The sequence below is a fragment of the Nonomuraea sp. bgisy101 genome (genome assembly GCF_057708945.1).
On record NZ_JBYITD010000019.1, the window covers coordinates 26880 to 46744 of the forward strand.

Annotated in this window: 17 protein-coding genes; 6 read left to right on the forward strand and 11 right to left on the reverse strand. The window is 70.3% G+C overall.

Annotated features, from left to right (window positions below):
- Positions 1 to 86: 86 nt before the first annotated feature.
- Entirely contained in the window at positions 87 to 674 is a 588-nt protein-coding gene (locus tag AC3EO4_RS31510) for a hypothetical protein (RefSeq protein WP_431898938.1), read from the reverse strand.
- Between the two features lie 7 nt (positions 675 to 681).
- Between AC3EO4_RS31510 and AC3EO4_RS31515 the strand changes: the two genes are divergently transcribed.
- Positions 682 to 1044: a hypothetical protein gene (locus AC3EO4_RS31515; protein WP_431898940.1), complete on the forward strand. Its 363-nt coding sequence runs from the start codon at positions 682 to 684 to the stop codon at positions 1042 to 1044.
- A 52-nt stretch (positions 1045 to 1096) separates the two neighbouring features.
- Here the strand turns inward: AC3EO4_RS31515 and AC3EO4_RS31520 are convergent, their stop codons facing one another.
- From AC3EO4_RS31520 to AC3EO4_RS31530, 3 genes are all read right to left on the reverse strand, one after another.
- A complete protein-coding gene (locus tag AC3EO4_RS31520; protein WP_431898941.1) occupies positions 1097 to 1738 on the reverse strand; it encodes a histidine phosphatase family protein in 642 nt (213 codons plus the stop codon).
- Between the two features lie 340 nt (positions 1739 to 2078).
- Positions 2079 to 2966, reverse strand: a complete 888-nt coding sequence (locus AC3EO4_RS31525) for an NmrA family NAD(P)-binding protein (RefSeq protein WP_431898943.1) — start codon at positions 2964 to 2966, stop codon at positions 2079 to 2081.
- A 50-nt stretch (positions 2967 to 3016) separates the two neighbouring features.
- Positions 3017 to 3625 carry a TetR/AcrR family transcriptional regulator gene (locus AC3EO4_RS31530; RefSeq protein WP_379582304.1) on the reverse strand — a complete coding sequence of 203 codons (609 nt, stop codon included), beginning with the start codon at positions 3623 to 3625 and terminating at the stop codon, positions 3017 to 3019.
- Positions 3626 to 3800: 175 nt separating this feature from the next.
- Between AC3EO4_RS31530 and AC3EO4_RS31535 the strand changes: the two genes are divergently transcribed.
- The 3 genes from AC3EO4_RS31535 to AC3EO4_RS31545 all read left to right on the forward strand — a co-directional run bounded on the left by AC3EO4_RS31535 (position 3801) and on the right by AC3EO4_RS31545 (position 7536).
- The gene (locus AC3EO4_RS31535) at positions 3801 to 4622 is read left to right on the forward strand and encodes an alpha/beta fold hydrolase (protein ID WP_431898945.1); all 822 of its coding nucleotides are present in this window, start codon (positions 3801 to 3803) and stop codon (positions 4620 to 4622) included.
- Between the two features lie 28 nt (positions 4623 to 4650).
- Positions 4651 to 5454 (forward strand): MerR family transcriptional regulator, encoded by an 804-nt coding sequence (locus AC3EO4_RS31540; protein ID WP_431898947.1) that lies wholly within the window; start codon positions 4651 to 4653, stop codon positions 5452 to 5454.
- A gap of 276 nt (positions 5455 to 5730) precedes the next feature.
- Positions 5731 to 7536 (forward strand): alpha-L-fucosidase, encoded by a 1806-nt coding sequence (locus tag AC3EO4_RS31545; protein ID WP_431898949.1) that lies wholly within the window; start codon positions 5731 to 5733, stop codon positions 7534 to 7536.
- Between the two features lie 4 nt (positions 7537 to 7540).
- Here the strand turns inward: AC3EO4_RS31545 and AC3EO4_RS31550 are convergent, their stop codons facing one another.
- The 7 genes from AC3EO4_RS31550 to AC3EO4_RS31580 form a co-directional block, all read right to left on the reverse strand.
- On the reverse strand, positions 7541 to 9049 hold the full coding sequence (locus AC3EO4_RS31550; RefSeq protein ID WP_379582312.1) for a beta-N-acetylhexosaminidase: 1509 nt from the start codon (positions 9047 to 9049) through the stop codon (positions 7541 to 7543).
- A 12-nt stretch (positions 9050 to 9061) separates the two neighbouring features.
- The gene (locus AC3EO4_RS31555) at positions 9062 to 11470 is read right to left on the reverse strand and encodes a glycoside hydrolase family 2 protein (protein WP_431898951.1); all 2409 of its coding nucleotides are present in this window, start codon (positions 11468 to 11470) and stop codon (positions 9062 to 9064) included.
- Positions 11471 to 11509: 39 nt separating this feature from the next.
- The gene (locus AC3EO4_RS31560) at positions 11510 to 12136 is read right to left on the reverse strand and encodes an alkaline phosphatase family protein (RefSeq protein ID WP_431898953.1); all 627 of its coding nucleotides are present in this window, start codon (positions 12134 to 12136) and stop codon (positions 11510 to 11512) included.
- On the reverse strand, positions 12133 to 12972 hold the full coding sequence (locus AC3EO4_RS31565; protein WP_379582318.1) for a carbohydrate ABC transporter permease: 840 nt from the start codon (positions 12970 to 12972) through the stop codon (positions 12133 to 12135). Before AC3EO4_RS31565 ends, AC3EO4_RS31560 begins: the two co-directional genes overlap by 4 nt.
- Positions 12969 to 13958, reverse strand: a complete 990-nt coding sequence (locus tag AC3EO4_RS31570) for a carbohydrate ABC transporter permease (RefSeq protein ID WP_431898956.1) — start codon at positions 13956 to 13958, stop codon at positions 12969 to 12971. Before AC3EO4_RS31570 ends, AC3EO4_RS31565 begins: the two co-directional genes overlap by 4 nt.
- Positions 13959 to 13964: 6 nt before the next feature.
- On the reverse strand, positions 13965 to 15467 hold the full coding sequence (locus AC3EO4_RS31575; RefSeq protein WP_379582322.1) for an ABC transporter substrate-binding protein: 1503 nt from the start codon (positions 15465 to 15467) through the stop codon (positions 13965 to 13967).
- Between the two features lie 68 nt (positions 15468 to 15535).
- Positions 15536 to 16573, reverse strand: coding sequence for a LacI family DNA-binding transcriptional regulator (locus AC3EO4_RS31580; protein WP_379582324.1), 1038 nt, complete (start codon positions 16571 to 16573; stop codon positions 15536 to 15538).
- Between the two features lie 252 nt (positions 16574 to 16825).
- Between AC3EO4_RS31580 and AC3EO4_RS31585 the strand changes: the two genes are divergently transcribed.
- Positions 16826 to 17935, forward strand: coding sequence for an ROK family transcriptional regulator (locus AC3EO4_RS31585; RefSeq protein WP_379582326.1), 1110 nt, complete (start codon positions 16826 to 16828; stop codon positions 17933 to 17935).
- Positions 17936 to 18071: 136 nt separating this feature from the next.
- A complete protein-coding gene (locus AC3EO4_RS31590) occupies positions 18072 to 19841 on the forward strand; it encodes a glycoside hydrolase family 35 protein (protein WP_379582328.1) in 1770 nt (589 codons plus the stop codon).
- Positions 19842 to 19865 lie beyond the last annotated feature (24 nt).

Below are 19865 nucleotides of genomic sequence, written 5' to 3' on the forward strand. Positions count from 1 at the left end.
CGGTGACGGCCGATCCGCCGGCGCAGGTCCAGGTCGTGCGCCGGCGCACGCCCGGACGTTGCGCCTGCCGACGGCAGTCAGGGGGCTCACGAGATGCGGGACACCTTCTCGGACGTCCTGCGGAACTGCGTGCCGTTCCACTTGTAGGTCTGGCGGACGACCAGATCCGGGCAGCAGTTGGGGGCCCGGTCGCTGACCGCCTGGCCGCGTAGGTGCACCCGCCCGTTCTGGATGGTGACCTTCTGGGACTTGAAGTAGCGGTTCTTGCCCAGCTCGCCGATCAGGCGGGGGGCCGAGCGCTTGGAGGCGCCGTCGTAGACGAAGGCGATCAGCGGATTGCTCGACGTCGGACTCGGGCAGGACGATACGACCACGGTCTCGCGCCGTCCGTCACCCGTAAGGTCGCCTACAGCGGCGACGCGGGCGCGCACGACATACCAGGTGTCGTTCGGCTTTGGCTTGGGGCAGTCCAGTGCCTGCGCCACCACGGCCGTCCAGTCGACCCCGTCGAACCGGTTCGCGGCCTGACCGGTCTCTCCGGAGGCGGCGGCCGTGGCCTGAGCCGTCGTGGTGTCCGCGGCGGCGGTGCCCGCGGCGAGGATCGGTGCCAGCGAGGTCGCGACGGCGATGATCCCCGCGCAGGCTCCAAGTCGGCGGGCCATCGGGCTGCTCATGTGTTCAGTGCGTGAGTTCATGATTATTCCGACGCATGGAACGCCGCAGATGTTGTGCCCGGGACGTCACCGACGCCGGCGGATTGCCGCGATCCTCGAGGAGCACGTCAAGGGCTCGGCCGTTCTTGAGAGCCGGCTGGTGTTCGACAAGGACGCCGCGCAGGCCCTCACCGACGAGATCGTCGCGGCGAAGCCCGGCGGCCCGCAGGCCCAACACGCCGGCACCGGCCTTACTACCGGCCAAAGGTCGCTAGGCGGGCGACGATGTGTGGCGCTGGAGCTCCCACGGGTCGTGCGCGCTGAAGACGCCCACCTCGTCGCCATGCGGGCGATTTGCGCGTCCTTCGACCTCTGCGAGCGACCCGCTTGATGCTCGGCGGTAGCACCTCACCTCGTTGGCCGTCGAAGCGGGTCAGGTGAGGTCAGCCGGCTTTGGCGGAGTCGATATGGCGGATGTCGCCGAGGTTGACGACCGTGCGGTTGTGGAAGAAATCGTCTTCGTGCAGCGTGGTGATGCTGCCGGATGGCACCCGGAAGCTGGCATAGCCGACCGCCTTGATCGGTATCCTGAGCCAGGACGTCACGACGAGTGTCAGAGAGCCGCCGTGCGTCACGATGATCTGGTGTTCGCAGGGGCTCTGCAAGATCTCGTCCATGGCCGCGTAGATGCGCCGCGCCCATACCGCCTTGGTCTCGGCACCTTCCACACCCTCGTCGTGTTCCAGCCGCTCTCCGACAGCCGGCGGCGGGACGAATCGCTGGTCCAGCCACTCCTGTGGCCTTCCCCCCGCCTCTCCGTAGGACTTCTCCCGCAGTCTGCGGTCCAGGATCGGTTTCACGCCGAGCAGCTCGGCAATCCTCTCGGCCGTTTGCCGGGTGCGCTGCAGATCCGATGAGAACAGCTCCACATCGGCGCCGTCCGGGATCTGGGTCCGCAGCGCTTGGGCAATGGAGGTAGCCGCGCTGAGGCCGGCCGGTGTCAGCCGCGAATCATGCCAGCCGCCGACGACCCTCTCGACGTGGTGCGTCGCCTCCGGATGGGTGACGACGTAAATGGTGCGCATGAGTGAGCTCTTCCTGTAGGGGGCTTTTCTTGAGTGATCTTAAGAGAACCGGAGGCTCCGGCGGTGCTGGTGCAGACCGCCCGGCGCCTGATCGCCGGACGTGCGCGCCTTCGTCGGCATCCGTTCCAACATGGTCGCTTCCCACGCAATGCTTGCTCGTTTCCCGGATGTAGGTGCTCAGGGCAAGGCTTGCCGTAGCCCCGTGGGCGCCTCGCCAGCGACCTCAGCCGGCCCTGGCCGTGGCCGGCACGGCCAGGGCGTCGTTGTGTCACCGCGACCGCGTCGACCTCGCCGACGGCGGTGCCGCGCGCGGCCTGGTCCTCTGTCCCATCGAGGGGATTCAGCCCCGGCCAGGCTGCTGAGCGAGCACCTGGTCCCAGTCGACCGTCCGCGCCCAGTCCAGGTAGGAGTGCCAGCCCACCTCCGGGAACTCCGCGTGCAGCGCGGCGATGTCGGTGTGCACCCGGTTGTCCTCGAAACTCTGGAACATGTCAGCGATCTCTTCCCCGGCCCACTGGCGAATCATCGGGATGGGAATGTTCTCGTACGGCACGTCCGAGCCGATGGCTTCGGACAGGAAGCCCGCGGCCTCCAGGGTGGTCACGCTGTCGGAGACGACGTCGATCGCTCTGCCGGACAGCTTGGCGGGGTTCTCGATCGCGTAGACGGCCATGCCGGCGATGTCCAGCACGGTGACCTGGTCGAGCTTGCGATCAGGAGAGAGCGGGAAGGCGTAGACGCCCTGGTTCAGCCGGGTCAGACCCACATTGAGGGCGTTCTCCATGAAGTAGGCCGGCTGAATGCCGGTGAAAGTGGTGCCCTGCTCGACGAGATAGCGGTGCACGACCTGCTTCGCGGAGGCGTGCTCGACCGTGAAGTCGGCCTCGCTCGCCGCCCCCTTGACCGAGGAGTACACCAGGTGGGCGTCCACCGCCCTCGCCGCGTCGGCGAGGGCGCGGCCCTGGGCGATCTCCTCGGCGGCGCCGTTCTGGCCGAAGGGGACGGTCAGCCCGAAGATCGCATTCATGCTCCTTGCCGCCCTGGTGAGGGCTTCGCGGTCGGCGAGATCGCCGGTCACGAGGCGGACGCCCTGTGCGGCGAGCGCGTCCGCCGCCGGTGTCGCGGGGTCGCGGACGTAGGCGACAGGCTCATGGCCGTGCTTGAGCAGGCGTGCGACGACGGCTCCGCCCTGCCGGCCGGTGGCTCCTGTGACGAGGACGCGGATCATGGAAACTCCTTAATCAATCAATTGAATGATTTCGCACATGAGGACGGGCCTCATGCGTGCCGTACGTCCAGAAATGCAGAGAGGGCCTCGCTCACGCGTTGCCGGTACTCCTCCGACAGCGGATCCACGTCGTAGATCCCCTCGATCACCTGTGGAAGCGCAACCGGGGCGAAGGCGAGGAGAAAGGAGAGCAGCGTCACGAACTCGGGCGGGTGGCCATCGCCGATCTCTCCCGACGCCTGCCGGGCGCGCGTCTGCTCGACGGCGGCGGCGGCCACGGTGCGCCATTCCCGCGCCAGCGCTTCAGTGTCGCCGGGATAGTCACCCAGCGCCTGCCACACCACGAGACGGGCTCGCCGGGGATCACGCAAGGTGGCGTTCAACACCATGCGGAAGCTCTCCAGGAACGGCTCGGCCTTGCTGGCCGGCACCAACTTCGAGCGCCGCTCCTGCCAGCCCGACAGCAACTCCTCCAGCAGGCCTTCCTTGCCGCCGAAGTAGTAGGAGATCAGCTGCACGTTGACGCCGGCGCGCTTGGCGATCGCCGCGGTGCGAGCGCCGCTGTAACCCTTGGCGGAGAACTCGTCGAGGGCCGCATCAAGGATGCGCTCCCTCGTACGCGCCGCTTTGCTCGTCGCCTGGGGTTGATCTTCTGGCATGGACGCACAATATCAATCAATCGCATGATTGCAAGTGGCCGTGGAGGGCGGGTCCGTTCGAGATCACGCTGTGGCCACCCAAGACGGATGGTTCGCCGACGGCCTCGGGTGCGCAGAGGTCATGTCGCCGCGACGGTTGACCCTGACGCAGGGTCAACCCTTCAGCATGGTCGGCATGACGACGAAAGCCGGTGCGATGCGGCACTTCACAGTCCACCACGACGGTGTCACGATCCCGGTGTCTCGCGGTGGCCGGGGTCGGCCATTGGTCCTGTGCCCTGGGTTGAGCTCGACGCAGGCCGATCTGCACGAGCTGACCGAGCTGCTGCAGCGCGACCACGACGTGGTCACCTTCGACCTCAGGGGCCATGGCCTCGCCTCGGCCGCCGACCGGTACTCCTTCGAGGCGTTCCTCAGCGATCTCATCGCCGTGCTGGCGGAGCTGGGACGCCTCGACCCGCCCTCGGCGCCCGTGCTCGTAGGCTACTCGCTGGGCGCGGACTTGGCCGTGCACTATGCCTCCGAGCATCCTGACGCCGTCGCCGAGCTGATTCTCATCGACGGGGCGAACCCGGTGCCCGAACCGTTCATCACCGAGGCCGACCTGCCGGAGTTCCGCGCGATGTGGGAGGAGATGGCGACGCAGCAGGAGGCCGGACGGGACAGCGCGCGTCAGGTGTTGCTCACCGCCCAGGAAATCTTCGAGCTCAATGTCGAGATCGATATGATCCGGTCCGGAATCCTCGACCGGTACCAGAAGATCGACCGGCCCATCAGCATGATCATGTCTACCTCGATGGCCGGCGACAGCGGCGAAGGGCATGCGCCGCGGTTCAATCAGAACTGGCGTGCCGGCGTGGACCGGCTGGTCCGCGAGCAGCCCCGCATCTCCACGTCCTGGCTCGACGCCGATCACCGGCTGGTCTTCACCCACGCCCAGGAAATCGCCCAGATCATCCGAGGTGCACTGGCTCCAGCGGCCAGGCCGACTTCTTGAACACCTCCTGCAGGAGGAGACTGGTTCGATGCTGACCATCGGCGAACTGGCGTCGTACGCCGGAGTGACGGTGCGCGCGGTGCGGCACTATCACGCCAAGGGGCTGCTGCCGGAGCCGGAGCGGGACCCCTCCGGCTATCGCAGGTACGGCGGCGACTCCGTGGTCGAGCTGATCAGGATCCGGACCCTCGCCGAGGCCGGGGTCCCGCTGGCGCGAGTGCGGGAGCTGCTACAGGCCGGCGAGGAAGAGTTCGCCGCAGCGGTCGCAGACATCGACAAGCGGCTGCGGGCGGAGATCCGGGAGCGGCAGCGGCACCGGGAGCGGATCGCCCGCCTCACTGCCGGCGACAGCCTGGCGCTGCCACCGGAGGTGGTCGAGTTTCTCGACCGGCTGAGGGCGCTGGGGATCGACGAGCGGATCGTCGAGGTCGAACGCGACGGCTGGATCCCGCTGGCCGCGCACTCCCCCGAGCGCGTGCCGGAGTGGATGGCACGCAAGCGGGAACAGGTCGCCGATCCGCGGCTCATCGCTCTCTATCTCACCCTGAGCCAGGCTCTCGACCGGGCCGACGACGACTCGCGGCTGGTCGAGCTGGCCGACAAGCTGGCCGCCTACATCACGCGGGTGGCCGACGAGCGGGGCGAGGACTACGTCGGCGATGTCGACGTCGAGCCACCGTTCGTCAAGCTGATGGACACGCTGGCGTTCGACACCGTGCCGCCCGCTCGCCGGCTGATCGAGTTGCTGAAGGAGCGAGGCTGGACCGGCTGGACCAAGCTTGAGCGCGTGGACCCAACACAGGGTGACGGCGGGCGGGGTCCTGCTGGCTGAGGGCGACGGCTTCGGCGCTGAGGTCGACGTAGGGCCAGGCCACGGGGTCCTCCATGGATACTCACATGCGGCTCGAACTGAGCGCGAGTGAGCGCTGACGGGTACGCGCCAAGCCCATTCCTTGTTGCGGGTGATGAAGGGGAGAATTCATCGAGCACATGCGCCTCCGAAGGGCGGCTCGCCATCCACGAGCTCGCCTGGTTCGGCCTCGGTGACAAGGGCGTCGCCGTGCTCGCCCCCTTCTGGTCGGCCGATGGTTGATGAAAGGCGTGGAACATGACGACGGTGCTGGTGGATGTGCGTTTCGCCGGGACGTTCACGTCCGCGAAGGAGTACACGCCCGCGACGGGCGAGGTCGGCGCGGTGCGCAGGCTGACCGGTGACGAGGTGATCAGGCCGGGGCACGGCCTGCTGCTCGACGGCGACGGCCAGGGTGTGGCGGTGGCCGTCGAGCCGCCCGGGCGCGGGCTGGCGGTGGAGGTGCGGCTGGTCCCCCAGGGGGAGACGGCCGAGCGGGTCCTGCTGCTGGTCACCGGCCAGGAACCCGTCGAGGTGACGGAGGGGGTGACGGTGAGCGGCGGCGACGTCGTGGTGAGCGGCTTGGCCGGGGTGCTCTCGCGGATCCGCGTGGTCGCCTTCGACGGGAGGTTCGACCCCTCGACGCTGAACGGCGGGCGCGCCCACCGCGCCACCCCGGCCGACGGACCGGCGGAGCCGGGCTGGCGGGTGCCGATCGGGAACGGCGACGACGTGGTGGCACGGGCCGCCCTGGTCCGCCCGACCGAGCGGCAGCTCGCCTGGCAGGCGCTGGAGCGCACGGCGTTCCTGCACTTCGGCGTGAACACCTTCACCGGTCTCGAATGGGGCTACGGCGACGAGGACCCCGACGCCTTCCAGCCCGAGGACCTCGACACCGACCAGTGGGCGCGCGAGCTGAAGGCCGCCGGGTTCACCCTGGCGATCCTGACGGTCAAGCACCACGACGGATTCGTCCTCTACCCCTCGGCCCTGACCCGCCACTGCGTGGCCTCCTCGTCCTGGCGGGGTGGCAAGGGGGACGTGCTGCGGGAGTTCGCCGACTCCATGCGGGCCCATGGGCTGAAGGTGGGCGTCTACATCTCACCGGCCGACGAGCACGAGCCCACGTACGCCAACGGCAGCCCCCGCACGCCCAGGCGGATCGGCGACCTGACGCTGCCTTCCACCGACTACGGCGGGTACATGCTGGGCCAGCTCCACGAGGTGCTGACCGGGTACGGCCCGATCGACGAGGTGTGGTTCGACGGCTCCCAGGGCCGCATCCCCGCCGGCCACGTGGAGGAGTACGACTTCGACAGCTGGTACGCGCTGATCCGGCGGCTGGCCCCCGAGGCGGCGATCGCGAACTGCGGGCCCGACGTGCGCTGGGTCGGCAACGAGAGCGGCCTGGCCCGCGAGGACGAGTGGAACGTGGTCCCGGTCACCGTCGAGCGCGAGCGGGTCGACGTGGCCCGCTACGACGCCCCCGACCTTGGCGGCCGCGACTTCCTCGCCCGGGCGGAAGGCGACTTCCTGCAGTGGTGGCCGGCGGAGGTGGACGTGAGCATCCGTCCCGGCTGGTTCTACCACGCCGAGCAGGAGCCCAAGTCGGCCGACGAGCTGATGACGATCTACAACGAGTCGGTCGGGCGCGGCGCGGTGCTGCTGCTGAACGTGCCGCCGGACCGGCGGGGCAGGCTGGCCGACGCCGACGTGGCGGTGCTGCGCGAGTGGTCGGCGCGGATCGACCGGGACTTCGCCCGCGACCTGGCCGAAGGGGCCGCGCGCACGGCCGACGGCGACGGCGTCGTCCTGGACTTGGGCGGCCCCGCCCGTATCCAGCGGATCGTGCTGGCCGAGGACCTGCGCCACGGCCAGCTCGTCGAATCACTGCTGGTCGAGGCGGAGGAGGCGGCCGGATGGCGACGGATCGCCGCCTGCGGCACTGTCGGGGCCAAGCGCGTCATCACGCTGCCGGCCCCGGTCGAGGCCGCCAGGTTCCGGGTGCGCGTGCTCCGATCGCGCGCCCCCTTCCACCTGAAGGCGGTCCGCCTGTTCGCGTAGTGCGTCAGCGGCGGTAGGCGACGCCGAGGTGGTCCAGGCGGCGGCGGTGGGCGAGCAGGCGTTCGGTGAACTCGGCGTACTCGCCCGCCGTGCCCCAGGCGACCTCGGCCAGGGCGCACAGCCGGGGGAAGGCCATGTACTCCACGTGGGCCGTGGTGGGCAGGTATTCGCTCCACAGCTGGCCCTGCGTGCCGAGGACGTGCCCGGCCGCCTCGGCGTCCAGCCCGGCGGGGACCGGCTGGTAGGCGTAGACCTGCTCCAGGGTGGTCAGGCCGCCGATGGCCAGCGGTTCCCCGTCAGGTTCCGCCTGGTAGAAGTCGAAGTAGGTGTGCGTGTGCGGGCACATCACCGCGTCGTGCCCCGCCCGGGCGGCGTCGATGCCGCCCTGCTCGCCCCGCCAGGACATCACGGTCGCGCCCGGCGTGAGGCCGCCCTGCAGGATCTCGTCCCAGCCGATCAGCCGCCGTCCGTGCTCGGCCAGGAAGGCGGCCATGCGGCCGATGAACCAGCTCTGCAGCGCGTCGGCGTCGGGCAGCCCCAGTTCGCGCAGGCGCGCCTGGGCCCGCGGCGACTCCTCCCACTCGCGTTTGGGGCACTCATCGCCGCCGACGTGGATCCATTCGCTCGGAAAGACCTCCAGCACCTCCTCCAGCACGTGGCGGCAGAAGGCGATGGTCTCCTCGGACACGTTCAGCACCTGCTCGTGCACGCCCCAATCGGTGGCCACCGGCCGCGCGCGGCCCGGGTCGTCGCCCAGCTCGGGGTAGGCGGCGATGGCGGCGCGCATGTGGCCGGGCATGTCGATCTCGGGGACGATCGTGATGCCGCGCGTCCGCGCGTGGGCCACGAGGTCGCGCAGTTCGCGCTTGGTGTAGAAGCCGCCGTGCGGGACGCCGTCGTAGCGGCCCTCGGTGTAGTGGCCGAGCATCGACTCCGCGCGCCAGGCCCCCACCTCGGTCAGGCGCGGGTAGCGGTCGATCTCCATCCGCCAGCCCTGGTCGTCGGTCAGGTGCAGGTGGACGACGTTGAGCTTGTGCAACGCGGCCAGGTCGACCATCCGGTACAGGAATTCCACGGGGTACCAGTGGCGGGCCACGTCCAGCATCACGCCGCGCCAGCCGAAGCGCGGCGCGTCCTCGATCTCCACGTACGGCACCGCCCACGCCGCTCCCCCGTCCGGGCCGGTGGCGAAGATCTCCGCGGGAAGGAGCTGCCGCAACGTCTGGACGGCGAACGGGAGGCCGCGCCGGCCACCCGTGATCACCACGCCTTCGGCGGAGACCGACAGGCGGTACTCCTCGTCGGCGAGCGCCGGGTCCACCCGCAGCCGGATGGTGTCGGGGCCGGGCTCGGCCGCCGGGGCCAGCTTGCTGCCCGCGGGTCTGCCCACCAGCTCGCGCAGCAGTTCGGCGGCCTCGCCGGCGGCGGGGTCGGCGAGGAGGCCGGTGGTCTCGGTGAGCTGCCAGGCGCCCGGCGTCGTGGTCAGGCGGGCCGGGCGGGGGATGAGGTGCACGGTGACTCCAGGTCAGGCGGTTCGACGGGGGTTGACGCAGAGAAGGGCGCCGTCGAGCTGGTCCGGTTCGCCCGTCCAGCCGTGCACGGCGACGGTGTGGCGCTCGCCGGGCAGCAGGGTGGTCAGGCCCTGATCGGCGGCGGCCGCGGGGTGCAGCCGGTCGGCGTGCAGGTACAGGTCGCGGATCAGGGTGCGCGCGGTGATCGTCACCTGGCAGCCGGTGGCGGTGGGGTGCACCTCGACGTCCATGCGGGGCGGCGGGTAGGCGAAGTCGCGGTCGGGGCAGGCGAACCGCCACGCCCGCAGGCCGTCGCCCTCGGCGATCCAGAACTCCCGGGTGACGTCCTCGGCGGCGGCCAGGCCGGCGGGCAGTTCCAGCGTGACCACGGTGCGCGCGGCCGCGTGGAAGGGCAGCTCCGCTTCGGCCAGGACGGCGCCGTCGACCCGCATCCGCCGCACCCGCAGGCTGCCCTCCCAGGGCGTCGCGGCCTGGTTGATCATCGCGGCCCGGTCCTCGCGCAGGGTGAGCAGCCGGTCGGCGTACAGGCGGCGGAGCTCGAAGTAGAGCGGTTTGAGCCGGGCGTCGCCGTCGATGGCGGACCAGGAGATGACCGGCCAGCAGTCGTTGAGCTGCCAGACGATCGTGCCCGCGCACACGGGCCAGTTCGCGCGCCAGTGCTCGATGCCGGTGGCGATCGCTCGGGCCTGCACCACCTGAGTGAGATGGTGCCAGTCGTCGAACGACTCCGGGGGGTCGAAGTGGCGGGCCAGGCCGCGGGCCAGCTTGCCCGCGCCGTCGGCGGCCTTCTGGCGGTGGTTCAGCAGCGGTGAGTCCGCCGACAGCTCCGCGTCGGACAGCGCGCGGCGCAGCGTCGCCCAGGCGGCCGGGGCCTGCCAGCCGAACTCGGCCACGAACCTGGGCACGTCGAGGGTGTAGTCGGCGTAGTCGGTCTCGTTCCACACGGTCCAGGAATGGGTGGTGCCGTGGGCGGGATCGTTGGGGTGCCGGCTCCATGAGCCCGACCAGGGGCTGCCGGGCCAGTAGGGGCGGGTGGGGTCGGTGTCGGCCACGATCCTGGGCAGCAGGCCGAGGTAGTAGCCCTCGCCCCAGGAGGCGCCGGCCAGTCGCTCCTCCCAGCCCCAGTCGCGAAATCCCCACAGGTTCTCGTTGTTGCCGTTCCACACCACCAGGGAGGGATGCGGCATGAGCCTGGCCACGTTCTCCCGCGCCTCGGCGTCGATCTCGCCGCGCAGCGGCTCCTCCTCGCTGTAGGCGCCGCACGCGAACAGGAAGTCCTGCCACACCAGCAGCCCGAGCTCGTCGCAGGCGTCGTAGAACGCCTCGTCCTCGTAGATGCCGCCGCCCCACACGCGGATCAGGTCGATGTTCGCCTCGGTGGCCTGGGTGAGCCGACGCCGGTAGCGTCCTGGAGTGACGCGGCTGGGGAAGACGTCGTCGGGGATCCAGTTGACGCCGCGGGTGAAGATCCGCTCCCCGTTGACCACCAGCGTGAACCCGCTGCCGTGGGGGTCGGCCCTGGTGTCCAGCTCGACCGTGCGGAAGCCGATCCTGCGCTCCCATCGGTCCAGCTCACGGCCGTCGGCCGACAGCACCACCACGCAGTCGTACAGCGCCTGCTCGCCGTAGCCCCTGGGCCACCACAGGGCGGCCCGCGGCACCTCGGCCACCACCACGGCCTCGGTGCGATCCGGCGGGATTTCCGCTCGCGCGGTCACCTCGCCGACCCGCACCAGCACCTCCAGCGGCCGGTCGCGGGACGTGCGCGCCACTTCCAGACGCAGCTCCACCCGGCCGTCGCGGTCGTCGACGGTCACCAGCGGCCGCACCAGGGCGAGCCTGGCGGTGTTCCACCGCTCCAGCCGCGCCGGCCGCCACATGCCCGCCGTGACCAGCGTCGGCCCCCAGTCCCAGCCGAACGAGCAGGCCATCTTGCGCACGAAGTTGAACGGCTCGGTGTAGGTGGTGGGCCGGTCCCCCACCTCCTTGCGCACCGCCTCGGCCTCGGTGTAGGCCGAGGTGAACCGCACCGACAGCGGGCCGGCGGCCCCGGTCACGTCGAAGCGGTACGAGCGATGCATGTTGCGCGTACGTCCCAGCACCCGGTCGCCGACCCGGATCTCGGCCACCGTGTCCAGCCCGTCGAACACCAGGTCGGTGTGCTCGTAGGCGTCGTCGAGCTCGGGCAGCCACGTCTGGTAGAGCCAGTCGGTCCGGCCCACCCAGGCGAGCTTCGACTCGTTGTCGTCCAGGAACGGATCCGGCACCAGCCCCGCCGCCAGCAGGTCGGTGTGCACGCACCCCGGCACCCTGGCCGCCAGTACCGTCCCGCCGGGCAACGGACTGGGCGAATCCGGACGAACCGTCCATCCGGTGTCCAGGGGAATCAGCAACGACACCATGTCTCCTCTTGATGGATCACTACGTGGCAAGGCGGTCGGTCATCCGGGGCGCGGAAAGAAGGGCCGGCCCGCCAGCGCCCATTCCCGGCGCGGCTCGACGCCCAGCGCGGCCAGCACGTGCGCGTGCACGTCGGCCTGTTCCAGCCGGGCGGGCGGCTCGGCGGGCACGCCGGGCCCGCAGGCGGCGATCCAGGCCGTGCGTTCCGCCTCGCTGTCCCCACCGTGGCCGCCGACGACGTCCACGTGCCCGTGGTCGGTCACCGCGATCAGGGTCCACCGCTCCCCCGCGTACGAGGGCCGGCGGCGGATGGCGGCCAGCACCCGGCCGATCCGCCGGTCGCAACTCTCGACGGCCGCGGTGTAGGCGGGGGTGAGCCCTTCCTCGTGCACCACGACGTCGGGCAGGCGCACCCGCGTCAAGAAGTCCGGATATTTCGCGATTCGGTGGCCGGTCAGGTCGTTGTCGTAGATGCCGTGTCTGTCGGCCAGGACCCCGGTGGCGATCGTGGCCCAGCCGGGGCCGGAGATCGTCGGGGCGGCGTCGTTGACGCGGACCGGGGCCAGGAAGCCGGCGGCCGCGATGGCGTCCAGTTCCGGGGTGCGGGCGGCCAGGAGCGTGTCATGGCGCACCCCGTCCAGGCCGAAGACGACCACGTGCGGCCTCATGCCTTCACCGCCCCGGCGATGGCCTCGACGATGTAGCGCTGGGCGACGATGAACACGATCACGATCGGGGCGAGGGAGATGATCGCCCCGGCGCACAGCAGCGTCCAGTTGGTGGTGGTCTGGTTGGTGAAGGCGTACAGGCCCACGCCGACGGTGCGCAGCTCGGGCCTGCCCAGCGTGAACACCAGCGGCAGGAAGAAGTTGTTCCACGAGCTGATGAACGTGAACAGCCCGAGCGTGGCCGCCATCGGCTTGGCCAGCGGCAACATCACGCGGAAGAACAACGTGTTGAAGCCGGCGCCGTCCACCCGCGCCGCCTCCTCCAGCTCGCGCGGCATGGTGGAGAAGTAGGCCATGAACATGAACGTGCCGAACACCAGACCGCCCCCGACCTGGACGAGGATCACCGACCACAGCGTGTTGAGCAGCCCGAGCGCGTTCACCAGGTCGAAGACGGGGATGATCGTGTATCCGTGCGGCAGCAGGAACGTGATCATGATGACGCCGATCACGATCTTCTTGCCCGGGAACGTGGTCCTGGCCAGGGCGAATCCGGCCATCGCGGTGAAGAGCAGGGTGAGGAGCACGCTGGTCACGGAGATGATCAGGGTGTTCATGAAGTACGTGCCGAAGCTGGCCTCCTGCCACGCCTGGGCGTAGTTCTCCCAGCGCGGCGCCGGCGGGATCAGGCTCAGTCCGGTGTCGAGGAAGTCGAGTTTCGACTTCAGCGAGCTGCCGACCGCCCACAGGAACGGGTAGACGTAGGCGAACCCGAAGCCGAGCAGCAGGATGTGGGTCAACGCGCGGCGGGCGGGCGCGGTGCCGAGGCGGTTCATGCGCGCTCCCTGCGGGCCCGGAGCCTCTTGATCGCCAGCATCTGGCACGCCGTGAGCACCAGCAGGAGCAGCCCGAAGAAGAAGGAGGCGGCCGAAGCCAGCCCGATGTCCGGGTCGGTCACCCTGCCGGTGCCCACCTGGCCGAACGCCTGGCGGTAGACGTAGGTGTTGACCACGTCGGAGGCGAAGTAGGGGCCGCCGCCGGTCAGCACCATGACCAGGTCGAAGACCTGCAGGCTGCCGATGATCGCCAGGAACAGGATCACCAGGCCCACGTTGCGCAGGCCGGGTACGGTGACGTGCGCGAATCTGGCGATCCGGCCGGCGCCGTCGAGCTGGGCGGCCTCGTACAGGTCCTTCGGGATGGTCTGCAGCCCGGCCAGGAAGTAGATCAGGTTGTAGCCGAGCGTGTTCCAGATGCCGATGACGATGACCGTCCACAACACCGTGTTGGGGTCGCCGAGGAACTGCAGCGGCCGGTCGATGAGGCCGAGGCCGGTCAGCGGCTCGCTGAGCGCGTCGCCGAAGTTGGCCAGCATCAGCTTGAGCACGATGCCCACGATCGCGATCGAGGTGACCGCGGGCAGGAAGTAGATCGCCCGGTAGAACGTGGAGCCGCGCAGCTTCGGGTTGTTCAGCACCAGTGCCAGGGCAAGCGCCAGGACGAGCTGGACCGGGACCAGGACGATCGTGTAAAGGGCGGCGTTGGCCAGCGAGTTCCAGAAGTAGCCGTCGGCGACCACCTCGCGGAAGTTGGCCAGGCCGACGAAGTCGGTGGGCTCCCCGATGCCGTCCCAGTCGTAGAGGGTGTAGCCGAGCGAGGCGAAGATCGGGTAGACGGTGAAGGCCCCGGTGAGCACGGCGAACGGCAGCAGGTACGCGTACGACCAGCCGTTGGCCCGCACGCGGCGCCACAGCGAGGGGCCGTGCCGCGGTCCGGCGGCCGGGCCCGGCACGCGGGCCCGGGTGAGCTGAGTGGTCGGCATCGGGGCTCAGGCTCCGAGGTAGGCGGGGATGTCCCACTTGTAGGGCTTGGTGAGGTCCCAGTCGGCGAAGACGTAGTCGTCCCTGCTCACCTTGTGGCCGTCCTTGTTGGCCTTCTCCAGCGCCTTGACGAACTCCCTCTCCAGGTCCTCGGCCAGCTTGGTGAGCGCCGCGCGCATGTCCTTGATCTGGCCGGTGTACAGGCCGGTGCAGATGTCCTCGAAGCTGGGGGTGACGGGCTTGGGCACGACGTGGATGGTGGCCGGGTTGCGCAGCGACGGCTGCGGGCCGGGCAGCACGAGCTCGGCCCCGGCGACGAACTGGGCGAACGGCGGGAAGTCGATCTTGCTGGGGTCGTTGGCCTCCGGGTGGATCGAGACGCCGCCCTTGAGCTCCTGCACGAACCGCGCGGCGGCGTCCTTGCCGTGCCACCATTTGAACCACTCCCACGCCTGGTCGGGGTTCTTGGCGGTGGCGGAGATGGCCAGGTGGACCGAGCCGGCGCCGCGGTAGAAGAAGCTCTTGCGCTGCCCGTCCTGCGGGACCATGGTGACGGTCGTGTAGTCGGTGAAGCCGAGGTCGGTCCAGCCGGGCTGGTTCCACACGCCGCCCACGATCATGCCGAACTTGCCGCGGGCGAAGTGCTGGCGGGAGATCTCGTCGTCGATGCTGAGTGACTGGGGGAAGATGTAGCCCTTGTCGCGCCATTCGAGGAAGAGCGTGAGGAAGTCGAGGTAGGGACGCTCGGTGCGCAGGGTGAACGCGCCGGTCCTCGGGTCCAGGCCGCCCGGGGTGCTCGACGGGAGCGTGGCCGGCGTGCCCGAGCCGTTGACGAAGAAGTTGACCCACCAGGGGATGATGGGGAAGGCGCTGTTGCCGAAGCCCAGGCCGTGCACGCCGCCGTTGCCCTTCTTGGTGATCTGCTCGGCGAACAGCGTCACGTCGTCCCAGTTCTTGGGGATCTTGACGGTGCCGTCCGCCTCCACCAGGCCGGCGTCCTTGAAGACCTGGTTGTTGAGGTAGAGCTGCACGTCGGTCGCGTACCCGTCGAACGGCGCCGAGTAGATCTTGCCGTCGGCCGCGTTGACGCCCTCGACGAAGGAGTAGGCCGGGAAGGTCTTCTGCCACTCCAGCGTGGCGTACTTGGACAGGTCCAGGACGCGGCCCTCCTGGATGTGCTCGTCCAGCCGGTCCTGGGCGACCATGAACACGTCGGGCAGGTTGCCGCCGCGCGCGGCCAGGTCGAGCAGGTTCTCGAGGTTGCCGCTGGCCTGCATCGTGCGCTCGATCGTGATGCCGGGGTTGGCCGCCTGGAAGAGCTCGATCTCCTTCTTCACCCAGGGCTCCTGGGTGGCCCACTTGTCCCAGTGAGTGATGACCGCCTGCTTGCCGCCGCTCTTGGCCGGGGCCGCGCCGCCGCCCGGACCGCTGCAGGCCGCCAGTGCGGCCAGGCCGCCGACGCCGGTCAGGAATCCGCGCCTGGACATGGCGAAGTTACGGTGATCGGACATGGGTCGTTCCTTACTGCTGGTGGGGATGGGGGGATTCAGCGCACGCCCTGTCGGTGGGGAGGGGCGATTCAGCGCATGGGCGACGGGGGCGCGGTGGAGCCGCGCACGATCAGCTGGGGCGCCGGCGATTCCGGCGTGGTCCGCCGCCCCTCGATCTGGGCCAGGAGCAGTTCGGCCGCGACCGCTCCGACCGCCACGGGGTCCTGCCTGACGGTGGTCAGCGGCGGGTGCAGGTGCGCCGCCTCGGGGTTGTCGTCGAAACCGGTGACGGACAGGTCACCGGGTACTTCCAGGCCGGCTTCGCGGGCCACGGACATGCCGGCGATGGCCATCAGATCGCTGGCGTAGATGATCGCCGTGGGCCTTCGGCGCAGCAGCCGCCGGGTCGCGGCCGCGCCGCCCTCGCCGGTGAAATGCCCGGCGTCGTGCAGGTCGGCGGGCAGGCCGTGGGAACGCATGGCCTGCCGCCAGGCGTCGAGGCGGGACGTGGAGTGCCGGTAGACGGGCGCCCCCTCGACGAACGCGATCTTCCGGTGGCCGAGTTCCACGAGATGCCCGACCGCGGCGGCGATGCCGTCGCCGTCACGGATGCCCACCACGGGAACCTGGCCGCAGTCCGTCCCCGCAGGGCCGACCGCGACGGCGGGCAGCCCGAGTGCGGGCAGCAGCGCCGGACGCTGGTCGCCGTCACGGATGTCCAGCAGGAACGCGCCGTCGATGCGGCGTTCGCGCACCAGCTGCCGGTAGCTGTCGGCCTCCTTCTCCGCGTCCTCGCCCACGACCTGAAGCACCAGCACCGACCCGCTGCCGTCGAGCACGCTCTCCACGCCGCCGAGGAATCCGGCGAAGAACGGGTCCACTGCGAGCTGCCGGGGGGCCCTGGCGAGCACCAGCCCGACGGCGAACGCGCGGGAGCGGAGCATGGCCCTGGCGTGGATGCTGGGCCGCCAGTTGAGTTGCTCGGCGACCTGTTTGACGCGCCGCCGGGTCTCCTCGCTCACGCCGGGCTTGTCGTTCAGCGCCAGCGAGACGGCTCCCTTCGACACTCCGGCCAGCCGGGCGACATCGGCAATCGTCGGAGGAGTTCCCGGGGTCTCTGGGGACACATCTCCTGGCTCGCCCATGCTTCTCCGGCCTCTCGTAGGTTTACTCAATGCATTTAGTAGTCGCAGAGATCGGAGCAAGTCAACCGTTGACATCGTTGTCATCCCAGCCCTACGCTCGCGCCCACCACCCCGCCGGTCCCTCGACTTGCGGCTACTAATGATGGCTGTTTTCATTTGTCTGCTGACGTTGTTCATCGAGGGAGCGGCATGCGGGTACGCGGCAGTGACACTTCCAGGCTGAGACGGATCAACATGGTCACTGCCCTGCGCGCGCTGCGTGGGCACGGCGCGATCGGCCTGACCGAGCTGGCCTCGCGGGCCGGGCTGTCCAGGCCCACCGTCGAAGGGCTGGCGGAGGACCTGCTGGCCTCGGGCTGGCTGGCCGAGTCGCCGCCGGAGACCGGCCAGATGGGCAGGCCCAGGAGGCTGTTCCGCTTTCGCGCGGAGGCCGGGTACGTGCTCGGCGTGGACGTCGGCTCGTTCTCCGTGCGCGCGCTCGTCTGCGACCTGGAAGGCCACGTCGTGGGCCGGTCCGTCACCCGGCTGACGTCGGAGGCGAGCCGGGCGGACAGGCTGGACGGTGTCAGGAGCGCCGCCCGCGGGGCGTTGCGGGACGCGGGTCTCGACGCCGGCCGCCTGATGGCCGCCTGCGTCGGCACCACGGGCGTGGTGACGCGGGAGGGCGTGGTCAAGCTCTCCGTGGCCCTGCCCGAGTGGACGGGCGTCGACCTGGTGGCCGAGCTGAATGACGACATCGGACCCGTGGTCCTGGTGGAGAACGACTGCAACCTCGCGGCGCTGGCCGAGCGGTGGACGGGCGTCGCGACGGGCGCGCGGGACCTGGTCTTCGTGCTGTCGGGCGTGCGCACCGGCGCCGGTCTGCTGATCGGCGGCGAACTGTACGCAGGCGGACGCGGCATGGCCGGCGAGATCGGCGCGTTGCCGCTGGTCGGCTGGCATCGTGCCCCCTCACACCTGGCCGGGTTCCCCGGCCTTCCGGCGGGAACGCCCGCCGAGGAGGTGGCCGGGCTGGTCTTCGCGGCCGCCAGGCAGGGCGATCCCGCCGCGCGCTGGGCGGTCGAGCAGTACGCCCATGACCTGGCCGAGGGCATCGCCGCGCTGGTACTGACGATGGACCCCGACCTGGTCGTGATCGGCGGCGGCGTCTCCCGGTCGGGTGACGTCCTACTGGAGCCGTTGCGCCGCCATCTCGACCCGCTCTGCCTGGAACCGCCGGAGCTGGCCGTCTCGACCCTGGGAGACCAGGCGGTCGTGCTCGGCGCGGTGCGGCACGCCCTCGACCACGTCGACGCCCGCCTGTACGACGTGGACGCCACGCTGCCCGAGGCCCAGCCCTCCTGACGTCGGTGCGGCCGGAATCGGCCGTCACGACGGGCACGCAGCGGGCTCTTGACGGGAAGGCGCTTGCCCACACATATTTAGCCTCGCTTCGTTAATAAGTCGGGCAGTGCTCGACGCGCAGGAGAAGAGCGCTTCCATGTCCATGAGCCGCCGCTTCCAGGCCACCCGCCAGGCCCTCACCCTCGACGGTGAGCCGTTCCAGGTGTTGTCGGGCGCCATGCACTACTTCAGGACGCTCCCCCAGCAGTGGCCCGACCGTCTCAACAAGCTGCGGGCGATGGGGCTGAACACAGTCGAGACGTACGTGCCGTGGAACCTGCACGAGCCCCGTCCTGGCGAGTTCACCTTCACCGGCCTGGCCGACGTGGAGGGCTTCCTCACCGCCGCCGAGGAGGCCGGGCTGTACGCGATCGTCCGCCCCGGCCCCTACATCTGCGCGGAATGGGAGAACGGCGGCATCCCGGCCTGGATGGAGTTCCGGCGGCGCTGCCACGACCCCCGCTGGCTGGAGCCCGTCGACCGCTGGTTCGACGAGCTGATGCCGCGGATCGCCGCGCGGCAGGTCAGCCGGGGCGGCAACGTCCTGATGGTGCAGGTCGAGAACGAGTACGGATCCTACGGCGACGACCACGTCTACCTGCGCCACCTGGCAGGGGGCCTGGTCCGCAGGGGGATCGACGTGCCACTGTTCACCTCCGACGGAAGCTGGGGCCTCATGGTCACCGGCGGCACCGTGCCGGAGATCTACGCGACCGCCAACTTCGGCAGCGACCCGGCCGGTCACTTCGCCGAATTCGCCAGAAACCGCGACGACCCCGAGTTCTGCATGGAGTTCTGGAACGGCTGGTTCGACCACTGGGGCGAGGAGCACCACGTACGCGACCCGGACGAGGTCGCCAAGCTGCTCGACGAGATGCTCACCCGGGGCGCGTCGGTCAACCTCTACATGGCGCACGGCGGCACCAACTTCGGTTTCATGGCCGGCGCGAACGCGGGGGGCGAGCAGGCCGACGGCAGGTACGAGCCGACGGTCACCTCCTACGACTACGACGCGCCGATCTCCGAGCACGGCGAGCCGACCGCCAAGTTCTGGGCCTACCGCGAGGTCCTCGGCCGCCACACCGAGCTGCCGCCCGCGCCGTCCCGCGAGCCGGTCGCCACGCTGCCCGCGCAAGAGATCGCCTGCGAGGCCCGCCTGAGCCTGCTGGACTGCCTGGACGTGCTCTCCACCGGCACGGTGCGCAGCGCCGTTCCCCGTACGTTCGAGGAGCTCGGCCAGGCGTACGGGCTGGCGGTCTACCGGGGCCAGGTGCCCGGACCGCGGCCGGAGGCGCTGCCGCTGACGGTCACCGGCCTGCACGACCGGGCCCGCGTGCTGATCGACGGCGTCCCTCGGGCGACCCTGGAGCGTGACGCCGTCACCTCGCTGCCCCTCGCCACCCCGGAGCGCGGCGTGGAGGTGACGCTGGTCGTCGAGGCGATGGGCCGCGTCAACTACGGCCCGATCCAGGGCGAGAGCAAGGGCGTCACCGGCGGCGTGCGGCACGAGCGGCAGTTCGTCTTCGGCTGGGAGATCGACCCCGTCCCGCTCGACTCGATCGAGGCCCTGCCCTGGGGGCGCGAGACCAGCGCCGCAGGGCCGTCGTTCCACCGCGCGACCCTGCACGTCGAGGAGGTCAGAGACGGATTCGTCGCGCTGCCCGGCTGGGGCAAGGGCTACGTCTGGGTCAACGGCTTCAACCTCGGCCGCTACTGGTCGCGCGGCCCGCAGGTCACCCTCTACCTGCCCTGGCCGCTGCTGCGCCGGGGCGCCAACGACCTCGTCGTGCTGGAGCTCGACGAGGCGCCCGCGCAGCCGCGGGTCGAGATCCGCGCGGCTCCCGACCTGGGAGAGAGCCGCAGCTGACCGGCCCCAGGCCGCCCCGGCCTG